General features: G+C 34.4%; 14 protein-coding genes. 10 read left to right on the top strand and 4 right to left on the bottom strand.

Annotated features, from left to right (window positions below):
- The first annotated feature begins 205 nt into the window (after nucleotides 1-205).
- The 4 genes from gntK (FC97_RS05320) (at nucleotide 206) to FC97_RS05305 (ending at nucleotide 5,885) form a co-directional block, all read left to right on the top strand.
- Nucleotides 206-1,741 (top strand): gluconokinase, encoded by a 1,536-nt coding sequence (gene gntK / locus FC97_RS05320; protein WP_054643893.1) that lies wholly within the window; start codon nucleotides 206-208, stop codon nucleotides 1,739-1,741.
- A 561-nt stretch (nucleotides 1,742-2,302) separates the two neighbouring features.
- Nucleotides 2,303-3,472, top strand: coding sequence for an RNA-guided endonuclease TnpB family protein (locus FC97_RS05315; RefSeq protein ID WP_054643892.1), 1,170 nt, complete (start codon nucleotides 2,303-2,305; stop codon nucleotides 3,470-3,472).
- A 113-nt stretch (nucleotides 3,473-3,585) separates the two neighbouring features.
- The gene (locus FC97_RS05310) at nucleotides 3,586-4,938 is read left to right on the top strand and encodes a gluconate:H+ symporter (protein ID WP_054643891.1); all 1,353 of its coding nucleotides are present in this window, start codon (nucleotides 3,586-3,588) and stop codon (nucleotides 4,936-4,938) included.
- 245 nt (nucleotides 4,939-5,183) lie between these two features.
- Nucleotides 5,184-5,885, top strand: coding sequence for a LysM peptidoglycan-binding domain-containing protein (locus tag FC97_RS05305; RefSeq protein ID WP_056967904.1), 702 nt, complete (start codon nucleotides 5,184-5,186; stop codon nucleotides 5,883-5,885).
- Nucleotides 5,886-5,959: 74 nt separating this feature from the next.
- On the opposite strand, the gene FC97_RS05300 is transcribed toward FC97_RS05305, so the two are convergent.
- The 3 genes from FC97_RS05300 to FC97_RS05290 form a co-directional block, all read right to left on the bottom strand.
- Complete coding sequence (locus FC97_RS05300) at nucleotides 5,960-6,607, bottom strand: TetR/AcrR family transcriptional regulator (RefSeq protein ID WP_054643890.1); 648 nt, start codon at nucleotides 6,605-6,607, stop codon at nucleotides 5,960-5,962.
- Nucleotides 6,608-6,683: 76 nt separating this feature from the next.
- Nucleotides 6,684-6,953, bottom strand: a complete 270-nt coding sequence (locus FC97_RS05295; protein WP_054643889.1) for a hypothetical protein — start codon at nucleotides 6,951-6,953, stop codon at nucleotides 6,684-6,686.
- 133 nt (nucleotides 6,954-7,086) lie between these two features.
- Nucleotides 7,087-7,887, bottom strand: coding sequence for a MurR/RpiR family transcriptional regulator (locus FC97_RS05290; protein ID WP_056967902.1), 801 nt, complete (start codon nucleotides 7,885-7,887; stop codon nucleotides 7,087-7,089).
- Nucleotides 7,888-8,040: 153 nt separating this feature from the next.
- Between FC97_RS05290 and FC97_RS05285 the strand changes: the two genes are divergently transcribed.
- The 3 genes from FC97_RS05285 (at nucleotide 8,041) to FC97_RS05275 (ending at nucleotide 11,727) form a co-directional block, all read left to right on the top strand.
- Complete coding sequence (locus tag FC97_RS05285; RefSeq protein ID WP_054643886.1) at nucleotides 8,041-9,354, top strand: PTS sugar transporter subunit IIC; 1,314 nt, start codon at nucleotides 8,041-8,043, stop codon at nucleotides 9,352-9,354.
- Nucleotides 9,344-10,726: a glycoside hydrolase family 1 protein gene (locus tag FC97_RS05280; protein ID WP_054643885.1), complete on the top strand. Its 1,383-nt coding sequence runs from the start codon at nucleotides 9,344-9,346 to the stop codon at nucleotides 10,724-10,726. Before FC97_RS05285 ends, FC97_RS05280 begins: the two co-directional genes overlap by 11 nt.
- 119 nt (nucleotides 10,727-10,845) lie before the next feature.
- Nucleotides 10,846-11,727 carry an ROK family protein gene (locus tag FC97_RS05275; protein ID WP_056967900.1) on the top strand — a complete coding sequence of 294 codons (882 nt, stop codon included), beginning with the start codon at nucleotides 10,846-10,848 and terminating at the stop codon, nucleotides 11,725-11,727.
- A 109-nt stretch (nucleotides 11,728-11,836) separates the two neighbouring features.
- Here FC97_RS05275 and FC97_RS05270 read toward each other — a convergent pair whose 3' ends face one another.
- Entirely contained in the window at nucleotides 11,837-12,694 is an 858-nt protein-coding gene (locus tag FC97_RS05270; RefSeq protein WP_054643883.1) for a MurR/RpiR family transcriptional regulator, read from the bottom strand.
- A 139-nt stretch (nucleotides 12,695-12,833) separates the two neighbouring features.
- Here FC97_RS05270 and gnd point away from each other — a divergent pair, with 139 nt between their 5' ends.
- From gnd to FC97_RS05255, 3 genes are all read left to right on the top strand, one after another.
- Complete coding sequence (gene gnd / locus FC97_RS05265; RefSeq protein ID WP_054643882.1) at nucleotides 12,834-13,736, top strand: phosphogluconate dehydrogenase (NAD(+)-dependent, decarboxylating); 903 nt, start codon at nucleotides 12,834-12,836, stop codon at nucleotides 13,734-13,736.
- 28 nt (nucleotides 13,737-13,764) lie between these two features.
- Complete coding sequence (gntK, locus tag FC97_RS05260; protein WP_056951878.1) at nucleotides 13,765-15,300, top strand: gluconokinase; 1,536 nt, start codon at nucleotides 13,765-13,767, stop codon at nucleotides 15,298-15,300.
- Nucleotides 15,301-15,370: 70 nt separating this feature from the next.
- Nucleotides 15,371-16,723 carry a gluconate:H+ symporter gene (locus FC97_RS05255; protein ID WP_054643881.1) on the top strand — a complete coding sequence of 451 codons (1,353 nt, stop codon included), beginning with the start codon at nucleotides 15,371-15,373 and terminating at the stop codon, nucleotides 16,721-16,723.
- Nucleotides 16,724-16,817: the final 94 nt, after the last annotated feature.

Below are 16,817 nucleotides of genomic sequence, written 5' to 3'. Positions count from 1 at the left end.
AGTCGGTAGTAAAAAATCTGTGAGTCTTCAGTCGTGTCCACCACGTTCCAGCGGCTCACAGATTTTTTGCGGACGACGGCAATAGAAGTACATTTTTTTCGCGTGATTTCAAAATATCATACTACTACAGTTAAGATTTCTAAAAATTATTTAAAAAATATGCAATAATATTAATAGTCTAGAAAATCACGTGAGGAGTTTAGATATGGAATATATGATTGGCGTTGATGTTGGAACGACCAGTACAAAGAGTGTCTTATATGACATGGAGGGAAAGGTCATTGCATACGCTAATAGTGGTTATCAATTATACCAAGATGTCCCTGATATGGCGGAGGAAGATCCAGATGATATTTTTGATGCTGTAGTAGAGGTTTTGGGTCAAGTTATTCGTAAAGGAAAAATCAAGCGGGGTGAATTGAAGGGAATTTCTTTCTCATCAGCAATGCACAGTTTGATTTTAATGGATAAAGACGACCAACCTTTGACTCGTGCTATTACTTGGGCAGACAATCGAGCTGCTAAGTATAGTGAGGAATTGAAAGAAAATGGATTGGGTGCCGAGATTTACGCCAAAACGGGAACACCGATCCATCCAATGGCTCCGTTATCAAAAATTCTTTGGATAAAGAATGAGAAGCCAGAGTTATTTGCTCAAACTAAGAAATTTATTGATTTAAAAACTTATATTTTCTTCAGATTATTTGGTGTTTATAAGATGGAATACTCAATTGCTTCCGCAACTGGGATGTTTAATATCTTTAAATTGGCCTGGGAACCACAAGCTTTGGAACTTTTGGGCATTACGACTGATCAATTACCTGAATTAGTTGAACCAACTGATACAATTACTGGTCTTAATCCAAAATATGGTAAGTTGCTAGGTATCTCTAAAAATATTCCATTCGTTTTTGGTGCCAGTGATGGAGTCCTTTCAAATTTGGGTGTCGATGCGATTGATCCTGGTGTCGTAGCTGTAACAATTGGAACAAGTGGTGCCGTACGTGTTGTTGTTGATAAACCAGTCGTTGATCCGGATGGACATTTATTCTGTTACGCTCTGACAAAAGATAAATGGGTTGTCGGTGGACCAGTTAATAATGGTGGAATTGTTTTTCGCTGGGTCAAAGATCAATTATTTGCTCCAGAAAAAATTACTGCTGAACAAATGCAAGTTTCTACCTATGATATTTTGACACAGATTGCTGAAAAGATTCCTGCCGGATCTGATGGTTTGTTGTTCCATCCTTATTTGGGAGGAGAACGTGCCCCAATTTGGAATGCTTATGCACGTGGTTCATTCTTCGGTTTAACTAGAAAGCACACTCGTGCCCACATGGTTAGAGCTGCTTTGGAGGGAATCGTTTATAATCTCTACATTGTTATGCTGACGATTGAAAGAGTGACTGGTAAGCCTAAGAGTATTCAAGCTACTGGTGGGTTTGCCCGTTCAGCCCTTTGGAGACAAATGCTGGCTGATATTTTTGAACAAGATGTTACAATTCCTGAAAGTTTTGAAAGTTCCTGTTTGGGAGCTGCCGTACTAGGTATGTATGCTTTAGGATATGTCGACGATTTATCTGCTGTTAAGGGTATGGTCGGTGTTACAGACGTTCACAAACCTAATGAAAAGAATTTTGAAGTTTATCGTGAACTCTTACCAATTTGGCTTCGTTTGTCACAAGTTTTGGAACCTGAATATAAGAGTATTGCAGAATTTCAAAAGAAACATATGAAATAAACTAAAGTGCGCTAATAACGCATTTTTTATAAAGGTCGTCAATTGAGAAAATTCGGTAATTTATTGCCGTGATGAATCAATGTCTTGGACGACCATTATTATATTTTGTTAATTGTTGGTTCACGTACTCTATTACAATTTTTTCTGATATATTTCCTAATGGTACTCATAAAATAATTTGGGGACCAAAGATGACCACCCCATAATTGTGATTTTGTTTCCGGGCATTTCTTGAATCATTCTCTAACCGATATTCCCTTTAGATTTTTTACGGTATTTGTTGGTGTTTTATCTGGGAGAAACCCATAATTATATGGATATGATTAGATATAACTTCTATGTTTTTGAATCGTAACATCTTCTTTATTGCATATGGCTCTAGGGGGGTCCCTTCATTAATTCCAATTTTTATTCAGTAATAAAGAATTCTTTTCAAGGCTCAATAATTTAAACAAAATGAGGATCAAAGTAGCGAACATTAGTTCTTGCTTTTGCTATCGCATATGTTTCCCAAGATGCTATTATTATGTTGCATTTAATGGGAAAGGGGTTCTAATGTGTATGGTTTTAAAAGGATTAAAGTTAAGGATTTATCCTAATGACTATCAAAAAGAATTGATTGACCTCAATTTTGGAGCCAATCGTTTCGTTTGGAACAATATGCTAGATATGATGATTAAACGTCACGAAAATAATCCAGATTTGAAAGCTTTAAAAGCTTTTGATTTGAACTATATTCTAACTGCCTTTAAAAGAGAACATATCTGGTTAAAGAAAGCTGAAAGTACCAGTCTTCAGGTCACTAATAAAGACTTATTTGAGGCATATAGGGGTTTCTTTAGTAAAAAGCGTAAGTTTCCTCGTTTTAAAAGCAAGAAGTTTCCCAAACAAAGTTATCAATCTAAGTTTGTTAAAAACAACGTTGAGATCATTGATAGTTCTTATATAAAGCTTCCTAAACTTGGAGTAATGAAATATAAGAATAAGAAATCAATTCCTAGTATCATCAAGTACGTTACGATTCGTAAATCGTTGACAAATAAGTATTACGCCATTTTAACAGTTGACGAGGACTTAAAGAAATTACCTAAGACTAGTAAATCAGTTGGAATTGATATGGGTGTTTCTGATCTAGTCATTTGTTCAAACGGTAGAAAATATAAGACTATACGATTTGATAAAAAATTGGCTAAAAAGAAGCACTATTGGGAAAAACGATTAGCTAGAAGACGTACTCAGGCCTTGAAGGACATTCAATACAAGAAAGAATTTGGATTGGTTGATCCTAAGCCCTTAGAACAATACATCAACTATACGAAGGCTAAGCTCATGGTAGCTAAATATAGTGAAAAGATAGCTAATCAAAGGAAAGACTATCTCCATAAGATAACTCGTGAATTAGTTGAAAATAATGACATGATTGTAATTGAAGATTTGAAAACCAAAAATCTTCTTAAGAATCATAAATTATCACGTGCCATTGCCAATCAATCTTGGAGAGCATTAAGACTAATGCTTGAATACAAGTGTGAATGGTATGGTAAAAAACTTTTGATAGTTAATCCATTCAAAACTAGTCAAATCTGTTCTAACTGTGGTTATGACGATGGTAAACACGGATTGGATATTCGAGAATGGGATTGTCCAAATTGTAGTACTCACCATGATAGAGATATTAATGCAAGTAAAAATATATTAAATATCGGCTTGGAACAAGCCTTAGTAAAATAGTTCTAGCCTCTACTGACTAGTTGAAATACTAGTCGGCAAGTATGGAATGTTCCTAGAAGCTCGGTACCTCAGTACCGACGTAGTTCACGTCAAAAATTTAAAGGGGATTACAAATGGCTTTCTTGGTATTGATTTTAGGTGTGGCATTATTGCTGTTCTTGATCATCAAATTAAAATTTAATACGTTTCTTTCATTAATAATTACTTCTATAGTAGTAGGAATTGGTTTAGGAATTCCCTTAACCAAAATAGCAACCAGTATTCAAGATGGGATTGGTGGACAATTAGGTGAACTTTCGATTGTCTTTGGATTCGGTGCAATGCTTGGTCGTTTGGTTGCTGATGCTGGAGGTGCCTACCGAATCTCGCATACTTTGATTCAAAAGTTCGGTAAAAAGAAATTACAACTAGCAATTGTTTTAGCTTCATTCATTATCGGAATCGCTTTGTTCTTTGAAGTAGGGATGGTCTTATTAATTCCTATCGTCTTCGCCATTGCCGTGGAAGCAGGAGTTTCAATTCTTTATTTAGAAATTCCAATGGCTGCAGCTTTGTCGGTTACTCATGGATTTTTACCACCGCATCCAGCTCCAACAGCTATTAGTACAGTTTTGAGTGCTAATGCAGGACAAGTATTACTTTATGGAATTATTGTGGCCATTCCAGCAGTAGTAGTTGCAGGTCCATTGTATACAAAATTAGCGCAAAAAATTGTTCCGGATGCTTTTGGTCGTAAAGGTAATTTGACAGCCTTAGGACCTCAAAAGAATTTTAAATTAGAGGATACACCCAGTTTTGGTATTAGTGTTTTAACATCATTGTTTCCTGTAGTTTTAATGGCTATCACCACCATTTATCAATTAGTTGTTGATGGTGGTTCAGTTCCTGATAATCCGAATAAATTGGATTCAATCATTGCTTTTATCGGAACACCAGCCATTACAATGACGATTTCTCTACTCCTAGCAATTTACACAATGGGATGGGCAAGAAGATTCAAAACACCAGATATTATGAAGAGTTTGGAAGATGCTATCAAATCGATTGCCATGTTACTACTTGTAATTGGTGGTGGTGGAGCCTTCAAACAAGTCTTGATTGATGGCGGCGTCGGTAATGCGGTTATGAAATTATTTACTGGCGTTAATATTTCACCTTTACTTTTGGGATGGCTAATTGCGGTTGTATTACGTATTGCTTTAGGTTCTGCAACTGTAGCATCATTGACAGCTGCAGGGCTAGTTTTACCATTGATGACTTCGGCTGGAGTAAATCCCGCTTTAATGGTTTTAGCAATTGGTGCCGGATCATTAGCTTTTTCTCATGTAAATGATGCTGGTTTCTGGATGTTTAAGGAGTATTTTGATTTGACAGTTAAGGAAACCTTAATGACTTGGACCGTGTTAGAGACCTTGATATCAGTCGTTGGAATCATTTGTGTCATGATTTTAGACTTGTTTGTTTAATAATTATTATAAGAATACTCTCATATTTTCAGAATAAGTTTTAATTATTTTCAAATTCATAAAATGTAAAATCTTATTATACCAACGATATTTAGACTTATTGTTTCAGAATTGTTACTAAAATTACAGAAAAGCCTGCTTTTGTAATTTGACAGACGTAATTGTGTAATAAACACCTGTTAGTATATGCAACATAGCAAATGAGGGCTAGACAATAATTTTAAATATAAGGATGTAATTAATTCATGAAAAAAGTTTTATCTATCGCTTTAGTAAGTACAACAGCTTTAACAGCACTTGCAGCAACATCACAAACTGCTCAGGCTGCAGTACAACTCGACAGTAACCATGTTCAAGTTGAAGCAGGAGATACATACAAGAGTATCGCTGCTAACTCAGGTGTAACAATCGCCGAACTAGAACAAGCAAACGGCCGTGAAGTTGGCGGATTTGACTTAATCTTCCCTGGTGAAACAGTTACATTGCCAGGTGCTACTACAACAGCATCAACTACAGATGCTCAACAAACGGTAACACCACAAACAGATGTTGAACAAACAAGTAACCAAGAGACAACTACACAAACACAAAGTACTACACAAGAAAACACACAAACACAAACTCAAGCAGTTACACAAAGTGCTTCTGAAACACAAACAACAAGCACAAGTACAACTGGTACATCACAAGGTACATTCAAGATCAGTTTCTATGATCCAGCCGTATTAGGTTCAAACATGGGTTATAGCGGTGTTGCTGCTAACCTTTCAGTATTCCCTAAGGGTACAACACTTAAGATCACACTTTCTGACGGTACAGTATTGATCAGAACAGTTAATGATACAGGTACATTTGCATACAGTAACCCTAACCAATTAGACGTTGCTATGCCAAATAACCAAATTCCTTCATATGGTGTTACAACAGCATCAGTTGAAGTACTTTAAGAATAATTCTTAAATAAACAAATAAGTCGATGAATGAAAGTAATATTTCATTCGTCGACTTTTTTTGTTGAAAACTATTTTGTTGGAGTTAATCCTTTAACGATAAACTCTGTGACGTGTTCTATTTCCAAAGGCTCGTCCCATTTCTTTTCGTCCACAATAATATAATGTTGAATCAAGTATCCTAAAATATTTGAGGCTAGGAATCGAAAAATTTCAAGATTGTCCCAATCAATCAATAAATTTTTTTGCTTTAACTCATCCAGAACCTGATTGAACTGTTTAAATGATTTTTTAGGAATGCTTTCAATCAAACGGTCGTGTATATCTTGATCGTAGATAAATTCGTTCAGGAATATCTTCATTATTTTATGGTTGTATTTAAAGAGTGAGATACGATCATTGATCATAGTTGTTAAAAAATATTTTAAATTAAGAGTGCCATTCTGATAAGCAGTTTGAGAAAACTGATCTAAATCCTGGGGTAGAATTTTATGAGTCAAGGGTGTCAGAATTGCCATCAATAATTCTTCTTTATTTTTAAACTTACGAAAAATGCTTCCTTCAGAAACACCAGCATGTTCGGAAATTTCTTTGGTTGAAGTATTGGCATAGCCTTGTTTAGAGAACAAGTCGATAGCTGATTGGAAAATCAATTTTTGTTTTGGTGTTAGTTTTTCATTTTTTTCTGCTTCACGATAAATATCAAATTGATTGTCCATATGCCATACCTCATTTTTTATTGATAGTTCCATTCTATCCTAAATGGAACACAAGAGGTAAAACTTCGAAATGATTTTAGGCATGTTTGACAGTAGTGCTATTTCTGTAACCAAAGTAGAACTGAACAAGGGCAACGACAATATTTGCGTAATTCATGATATTGAACCAAGTATCGATGCCACTAACTTTGGTGGCTCCGAAGTAAACCCAGAATCCAACGATAACGGCAACTACATTAATCCAAGCAAAAGTCTTTTGAAGTTTTTGATTATCAGTTACGAACCACATCCAAATTACATTGATAATGAACCAAATTGCTAGAATCCAAAACATTGTTGTAAACATAATATCCTCTCCTTTGCATGATAGTGAGTACTCACTATCAATTTACAAACTTGATTATAGTTCTTTCTTTTAAAAATGCAACAAAAAATAGTCTGGAATTTTATCCATCATCTTTGAGGGATAAAATCTCAGACTATTTTTTGTTATGGAACAGTGAATAGTACCGCCGAACAAGAAATTCACATATAAATAGAAATGGATAATTACCAGCTTCTACGTGGTTTTCTTTAGTAATATTTAAAATATTTTTAAATGAAGAAGTGGTCATATTTTCTGTATGTTGAGTTATAAAGATATTATCACAACCAGATTTAAGAATTTCATCAATAATTTGTGGGGAATCAGAAAGGAAAGTTCCAAAAGATGAAAAAACAAGCGCAAGATCATTCTTTTTTAGGTTAAGAGCCATTCTCTCAAAATCTTTAGTTTCTTTACCTGAAAAAATTAATTTTCCCGAAATAAATAGACCGCGTTGAATCTCATTTAAAAGTGAATATGAACTTTCTGAACCAAAGACATAAACATTATCATGTGAATTTATCATACTAAGTACTTCGTCAATTTTAGAGATATTAATGTTTGTAATAACATCAGTTAGAGAGGCATCGATTTTCTCCTTATAATTCATTAAAAATTGTTTGGGATTATTTCTAATTAAACCTAAATCAGAATTTTTAATTCTAAATGAAAAATCTGGAGATATATTTGAATAAATTGTTATGTATGATTTGAATTCGGCAAATGATTTGAAATCAAAGACCCTTGCAAAACGTGACACTGTCGAAATTGATACATAACAATTGGTTGCTATGTCCGTAATAGATAGATGGGCCAATTCATTGGAATTGTTGAAAGAATAAATGATTATTTTAGAGTACGAATCATTTTTAGGATGAGTATTAAGATAGTCAATCATTTTTATAAAATTATCCATGAGATAACGTCCTTATCAATTAGTTTAAGAGTTATTATATATTATTTTCATGATAGCGGAAATAATGATTACAAGATGAAAATTGATTTGAATTAGTGAAAATTAAATTATGAGGTCCGATGATACTATTAAATGGTGAAAGGGGTTACAAAAATGGCTAAATCAGATATTCAATCAAAAGTCTCTAAGAAATTGGTACCAATGATGACCAAATTGGGTCAGGTTAAGATACTTCAGGCCTTGTCTGGGGGAATGATGATGATTCTTCCATTAACATTAGGCGCAGCAATATTCTCACTTTTGGGAAGTTTTCCAATACCATCAGTTGCAAAATATTTTGCAAGTATTGGATTGTCGGATCAGTTTAATGCAATTTCAAATGGGACGATGGGGGTACTTGCCATATTTACAACTTTGGCTATTTCCTATAATTATGCCAAATTATTAAAAACAAATCCTATAATTCCTGCATTGTTCTCTGGGGCAACATTCTTTATTTTACAACCACAAACAATAATGGTGGGAAAGAAATCAGTACAAGGTTTTCAATTAAGTAATTTAGGGAGTTCTGGTATATTTGTTTCAATGTTTATTGCCATTCTTATTCCTTTATTATATGCAAAATTATCAAAGAATAAAAAGTTAACACTAAAGATGCCTGGTTCAGTTCCACCGATGGTAGCTGAATCCTTTGAACCAATTTTTATAGGAATTATTCTTTTATTCATGGTATTTATTGTAAGATTTGGATTCAGCATTACTAGTTATAATGATGTTTTTACTTTTGTTACAAAAATCGTTGCACAACCATTGATGAATGTCGGTGCATCTATACCAGCATTATTCTTGGTATATGTGCTAGCAAATATTTTATTTTTCTTTGGTATTCATCCCAATGCGATTATGTCCGTTATCACTCCAATAATTTTACCGATGATGATGATTTCAATTGATCAATTTAATAAAGGTCAAACGGTACATTATTTAAGTAATTTGATTATGTTTGATTTTATGAATAATGACGGTACAGGAAGTACTTTGAGTTTAATGTTATGTATTTTTCTATTTGGTAAATCCAAAAGATACAGATCATTTGCAAAATTGGGAATTATTCCAAATATGTTCAACATTAATGAACCAGTTATTTTTGGCTTTCCAATAATGTTGAATCCAATAATGTTTATTCCATTTGTTTTAAGTACAGTTGTTTCCGGATTTATGGGATATATTGCGATGAAGATTGGATTTATTGCAACGTATAATCCTAATTTCTCAGCTGTAATATTACCATGGACAGTCCCAAAATTTATTGGATCGTTCTTCACAATGGGATGGCAAGGCGTTGTAATGCGCTTATTAATTATGGTGGTAATAATTTTTCTATATTACCCATTCTTTAAAGTATTGGATAATCAGGAATTGAAGCTAGAGCAAAAAAGTAATGGAGCGATAACAAATGAAAAATAGTAATCGAAAGTTTCCAAATAATTTTTTATGGGGAGCAAGTACGTCTGCTTTTCAAGTTGAAGGTGCAGGTAATTCTGATGGCAAAGGAGAATCAGTAGCTGATGTAAGAACTCGTGCGGGAAAGTATATGGACAGCTCTGTATCTGTTGATGAATATCATCATTTAGATGAAGATATTTCCTTAATGAAAAAACTAGGATTGAAAGCATATAGATTTTCGATAAGTTGGACTAGGGTGTTACCTAATGGTGATTTATCAATCGTAAATGAGAAAGGTGTCAATTATTATCATAAATTAATTGATGAATTGGTAAAAAATGAAATAGAGCCAATTGTAACTATGTTTCATTTTGATTATCCAATGGCATTAGTGAACAAATATAATGGTTGGGTTTCGAAAAAATCAATAAAGGACTTTTATAATTATGCTGATTTTTTACTAAAAGAATACGGAGATAAAGTTAAATATTGGCTAACGATTAATGAACAAAATGTAATGGTTAATCAGCCAGAAATTATGGGGACTAAGGCTAATAATAAAAAAGAACTATTTCAAAATGCCCAAGTATCGAATATTAATATGTGTCTAGCTCAAGCAGAAGTATTTAAAATGGCAAGAGAAAGATATCGAAATATAAAAATAGGACCGGCTGTTTCATACATCACTGCTTTACCGGAGAATGGTAAATCAAAAAGTATATTATTGGCAAAACAATTAGAAGATTATTTCTCTTTTTATTTAATGGATATTTCAATAAGGGGGATAATTCCGCAAAGTTATTTAAATACTTTAAATGATAAGAGAGTTCATCTTGATTTATCGAAGAAGGATTTACAAACTTTGAAAGAAGGAACTGCTAATTATTTAGGGGTAAATTGGTATTGTACAACCACCTTTAAATATAAAGATAAAAATAATAAAGATGGTTTTGTATTGGATGATTTTAGTGTTATTAAGGATTCAGATTTAGATTATACAAAGTGGGGATGGTCAAATGATCCCGTTGGATTAAGGTATGCAATGCAGCAACTTAACGATAGATATCCAGAAATTGAGGTTTTAGTTACAGAATGCGGTTGGTCAGATGAAGATAAACTTGAAGATGGAAAAATTCATGATGAAAAACGTATTAAATATTTTAAAGGGCACATTGAGCAATTAAGATTGGCAATCAAAGATGGTGTTCATATTATTGGTTTCTGTCCTTGGTCATTTATAGATTTACTTAGTGTAAATGATGGAATGAATAAAAGGTATGGATTCGTTTATGTAGATAGAAATAATCATGATGAGAAGCAATTGACGAGATACGAAAAAGATAGCTTTTATTTTTATCAAAGTGTTATCAAAAATAATGGGCTTAAATTTTAGAAGAAGTGACTTTAAAAAATTTAATTTTGTAAGTTATTCGTTTGAATATTCTTCAGAAATTTTTATATTTGAAAGTGATGATGAAATAAATAGTAAAGAATTGAAGTGAGGCTGAGTTTATGAATTGTATATTAAGTTTTGATATTGGAGGAACCTTTGTTAAGTGGGGAATTATTAATAAAAGCAAAATAATTATAGATGATAAATTTTCCACACCACAAAAAAGTCTAGATGAGTTTCTAAAAGAAATTTCTAAAATTATCAGAAGGTGTGAATCAAAATATTCTCTTGATGGGTTAGCGTTCAGCTTGCCTGGAACGATGAATACTAAAATGGGCTATATAGTACATGGTGGATCGTTAAGATACTTTGATGGGATTAATATGAAAGAGGTTATTAATAGAAAATTTAATATGAAATGCAGTATTCAAAATGATGCAAGAAGTGCAGCAATGGCAGAGTTAACACTAGGATCATTGCAAAATATTGATGATGCATTGGTATGTGTACTTGGAACCGGTTTTGGTGGTGCAATTATAAATGACCGAAAAATTCTTCATGGAACGAATCTATATGCGGGTGAGTTTTCAATGATCGTCGAAAATATTGATAATAAGAAACAATTCTTAGGCAATTTATTGAGTGTTCCAGCTTTGGTAAAAAGAGCGGGTATCGTTTTGGGAATTAATGAGTTTTCAGGAGAAGAGTTAATTGAATTAGTAAAAAAGGGTGATGGTAGAGTTTTACCTCTATTTGACGAATATTTGGAGAGATTCGTCAATGCCCTTATTTCTCTACAATTCATTTTTGCCCCTGAAAAAATTGCTATTGGGGGAGGGATAAGCAATAGTGATTACTTTGTAGAAAGAGTCATTGATAAATACAATGATTTTTTTAGTAATATGCCTATCAAGGTAAATATAAAGCATGCACAGGTAACTAAGTGTAGGTTCGGCTCAGAAGCCAATTTATTAGGTGCCTATTTAAATTATTGTGAATAGTTTTTCTATGTAGTAAGATGGATTCTCCTTTCAAGATAATTTGAGAATCTGAAAGTATTCTATGTGAAAAGAAGAAGACCCGGAAATCGATTGATTTCTGGGTCTTCTTCTATTTATTCAAACGAGTACCATTGATTGTTTCACGAATCTCTTTAAAGACATCAGTTGTTTGTTTGTCATCTTTCATGGCAGTCAAAACAAAAAGAGTATCGATTAAGGAGATTTGAGCGATGATAGCATGCATAGCTTCATCTTGATAATTTGTTTCCTCGGAAATCGATAGTAAGGTCAAATCAACAATTTTAGTCAAAGATGAGTTGCCATAACTAGTAATTCCAATGGTTTTAATTTTCTTTTCGTGTAACTTTTGGGCTAATTTGAAGGCATCTTTATTCTCACCACTGTGCGAAATTATTACAGCACAAGTATCGGGTCTCAAGGTAGTTGCCATCATTAATTGCATGTGAAAGTCGTTAGCAAATAATGGAGTTTTATCTGATTTCAAGAATTTGTGGTAGCCATCTAAAGCAACGATAGCTGAAGCACCTAATCCGAAGAAAGCAATAGAGTTCTTATTGGCAATGATTTCGATAGCCAATTGTAATTGTTCTTGGGTCAGAGTATCAATCGTAGCGTTCAAAGCTGACACGTTAGATGTGAAAACTTTTTTCGCCATTTCTTTCAGGGTATCGTCAGGATTGATTTCTTGGAAGAGGTTATTAGATTCCTTTTTGTCTGTTGTTGATGTGAGCAGATTGATTTTTAATTCTTGGAAACTATTAAATCCTAATTTCTTTGCAAAACGAGAAATAGAAGAAATAGAAGAATTAGTCTTTTTAGCCAAATCGGTAATGGTTAGAGCCGAACTAGTTTGGGGATTTTCTAAAAGATAGTCAGCGATATCTTTTGAAGTCCCGGTTAAGTTGTCATAGTAGGATTTGATCAACATATTAAAATTATTTTGCATAGGCTTTACCTCACAATAATAAGATAGCACAATTTTATTTATCTGAAAAGATTTTTCTATAAAACTATTGATTTTTAAAAATAATTTTCATATACTATAGTCAATAAATGAAAGCGCTTTACAAAAGGAGACAATAAATATGAATTTAGCAATGATCGGTTTAGGAAAAATGGGAATCAACTTATGTGAGAATTTAATCAGAAATGACAATCAAGTAGTTGCCTTTGATTTAAACGAAGTGGCTAGACAAAAAGCAAGTGACATGGGTACTCAAAGTGTTGCCAGTTTGGAAGAAGCTGTTTTGGCTTTGAAGAAACCTCGCATTATGTGGGTCATGTTACCAGCTGGTAAGCCAACTAATGATACGATCGATAAATTAAGTCAACTTTTAGATAGTGATGATATTGTGATCGACGGTGGTAATTCATTTTATGAAGATTCACTCAGACACAATCAAATTTTGAAAGCTAAAGGAATTAAATTCTTCGATTGTGGAACATCTGGTGGCAAGAGTGGTGCTAATCAAGATGGTAATTTCATGATTGGTGGCGATGACTACAAAGCTTTCCAATATATTGAACCAATTTTCAAGGGTATTGCGATGAAAGATGGTTATCTCTACACTGGCAAAGCTGGTAGTGGACATTATCTCAAGATGGTTCATAACGGTATTGAATATGGAATGATGGAAGCTATCGCTGAAGGGTTCGATGTATTGGAACACAGTAAATTCGAATATGATAATGAGGCTGTTGCTAAAGTTTGGTCTAACGGATCAGTAATCCGTGGCTGGTTGATGGAATTAGCTCAAGATGCTTTTTCTAAAGATAATAATTTACAACATATCAAAGGCACAATGCATTCATCTGGTGAAGGTAAGTGGACTTTAGACGAAGCTTTGAAATTACAAGTACCAACACCTGTTATCGGAATGTCACTGATGATGAGATATCGTTCTATGGAAGATGACACTTTCACCGGCAAAGTTGTTTCAGCGTTACGAAATGAATTTGGTGGACATGCAATCGATAAGAATAAATAATTTTGAGTTTATGTAAGGAGTTTTAATTATGGAATACATGATTGGCGTTGATATTGGAACTACTAGTACAAAGAGTGTCCTCTATGATATGAAAGGAAAAGTTATTGCTCACGCTAACAGTGGTTACCAATTGTATCAAGATGTACCTGATATGGCTGAAGAAGATCCAGAAGATATCTTTGATGCAGTGATTGAAGTATTAGGACAAGTTATCCGTAAAGGAAAAGTCCAAAAAGGTGAGTTAAAAGGAGTTTCCTTCTCCTCAGCCATGCACAGTTTGATTTTGATGGATCAAGACGATCAACCTTTGACCCGTGCAATTACTTGGGCTGATAATCGAGCTGCTAAATACAGTGAAGAACTAAAAGCAAACGGTATTGGGGCAGAGATTTACGCTAAAACTGGAACGCCAATTCATCCTATGGCACCATTATCAAAAATTTTATGGATCAAGAATGAGAAGCCAGATTTATTTAAGAAAACTAAGAAATTTATTGATCTCAAAACATATATTTTCTTCAGATTATTTGGAACTTATAAGATGGAATATTCAATTGCTTCCGCAACTGGGATGTTCAATATTTTTAAATTGAAATGGGAACCACAAGCCTTGGATCTCCTAGGCATTACCACAGATCAATTACCAGAATTAGTTGAACCAACGGATACGATTACTGGCATCAATTCTAATTACGGTAAGGTTTTGGGAATCACGAAGGACGTACCATTCGTGTTTGGCGCTAGTGATGGTGTGTTATCCAATCTCGGTGTCAATGCGATTGATCCTGGAGTAGTAGCCGTGACAATCGGAACTAGTGGGGCAGTCAGAGTAGTGGTCGACAAACCAGTGGTTGATCCTAATGGTAGATTGTTCTGTTATGCCTTAACTAAAGATAAATGGGTCGTTGGTGGTCCGGTTAATAATGGAGGAATTGTTTTCCGTTGGGTCAAGGATCAACTCTTTGCTCCGGAAAAAATTACTGCTGAACAAATGCAAGTTTCAACTTACGATATTTTGACACAAATTGCTGAAAAGATTCCTGCCGGTTCTGATGGATTGTTATTCCATCCTTACCTTGGTGGCGAGAGAGCTCCAATTTGGGATGCTTACGCTAGAGGATCATTCTTCGGCTTAACTAGAAAACACACCAGAGCTCACATGGTTAGAGCTGCTTTGGAAGGTATCGTTTATAACTTGTACATCGTTATGTTGACGATTGAAGGAGTTGCCGGAAAACCTAAGAGTATTCAAGCTACAGGTGGATTTGCCCGCTCAGCTTTGTGGAGACAAATGTTGGCTGATATCTTTGAACAAGATGTTACAATTCCTGAAAGTTTTGAAAGTTCCTGTTTAGGAGCCGCAGTGTTAGGAATGTATGCTTTAGGATATATCGATGACTTATCGGCTGTGAAAGATATGGTTGGTGTAACAGATGTTCACAAACCAAATGAAGAGAATTTCCAAGTTTATCGTGAATTGTTACCAATTTGGATCAGACTCTCAAGAGTTTTGGAGCCGGAGTATAAGAGTATTGCCGAATTCCAAAAAAAACATGTGAAATAAAAAGGTGCGTGTGAACGCGCTTTTCTTAACAGATTCACTGTAAGCGATAACAAAGAGGAGGAGACTAATTATGGCTTTCTTAGTATTAATTTTAGGTGTAGCCTTATTACTATTTTTAATCATTAAGTTAAAACTAAATACCTTTGTTTCATTGATCATTACTTCTATAGCTGTTGGAGTTGGATTAGGAATCCCAATGACTAAAATTGCCACAAGTATTCAAGACGGAATCGGAGGACAATTAGGTGAATTGTCGATTGTCTTCGGTTTCGGTGCAATGTTAGGTCGATTGGTTGCTGACGCCGGTGGTGCCTACCGAATTTCACACACTTTAATTGAAAAATTTGGAAAAAAACGACTACAGTTAGCTATTGTTTTGGCATCATTCATCATCGGAATCGCCTTGTTCTTTGAAGTAGGGATGGTTCTTCTGATTCCAATCGTTTTCGCTATAGCTGTTGAAGCTGGAGTTTCAATTCTTTATTTGGGAATTCCGATGGCCGCTGCACTTTCTGTAACACATGGTTTCCTACCACCACATCCAGCACCTACTGCAATTAGTGCTGTTTTGAATGCCAATGCTGGTCATGTTTTACTTTACGGAATAATTGTTGCTATACCAGCAGTTATTGTTGCCGGTCCAGTCTACACAAAATTTGCTAAAAAGATTGTACCCGATGCCTTTAATCGTAAAGGCAATTTAACTGCTTTAGGACCACAAAAGAAATTCAAGTTGGAAGATACCCCAGGATTTGGTATCAGTGTATTAACATCATTGTTCCCAGTTATTTTAATGGCAATTACCACAGTTTATCAATTGTTATTCAATGGCGGTTCCGTACCAAAGAATCCGACACTTTTGGATTCAATCATTGCTTTTATCGGAACACCAGCTATTACCATGACAATTTCATTGTTAGTAGCGATGTACACTATGGGTTGGGCTAGAAGATTTAAGACCCCAGAAATTATGAAAAGTTTGGAAGATGCTGTTAAATCAATCGCCATGCTACTATTAGTAATCGGTGGTGGCGGTGCCTTTAAACAAGTTTTGATCGATGGTGGAGTCGGTGATGCCGTTATGAAACTGTTCACCGGTGTTAATATTTCGCCATTGATATTAGGTTGGTTGATAGCCGTTGTTTTGAGAGTAGCATTAGGATCAGCAACCGTTGCTTCATTAACCGCTGCTGGATTAGTGTTACCATTGATGACTTCAGCCGGAGTAAATCCTGCTTTAATGGTGTTGGCCGTCGGAGCTGGTTCATTGGCCGCATCTCATGTTAATGATGCAGGTTTTTGGATGTTCAAAGAATACTTTGACTTAACAGTGAAGGAAACTTTGTTAACTTGGACTGTTTTGGAAAGTTTGATTTCTGTTGTTGGTATTGTTTGCGTTATGATTTTGAGCTTGTTTGTTTAAATGAAATACAAAAAAATCTGAGACTCGCGGTTGCATAGATGAAGTGCAATAAAAAAGTTAGACATTTTTATAGGTTTTAAAAAATCATGGATTG

The organism is Companilactobacillus kimchii DSM 13961 = JCM 10707 (assembly GCF_001435445.1).
Classification (GTDB): domain Bacteria; phylum Bacillota; class Bacilli; order Lactobacillales; family Lactobacillaceae; genus Companilactobacillus; species Companilactobacillus kimchii.
The sequence above is the reverse complement of the archived record's forward strand: the minus strand, read 5'-3'. Positions and strand labels throughout refer to the sequence as shown.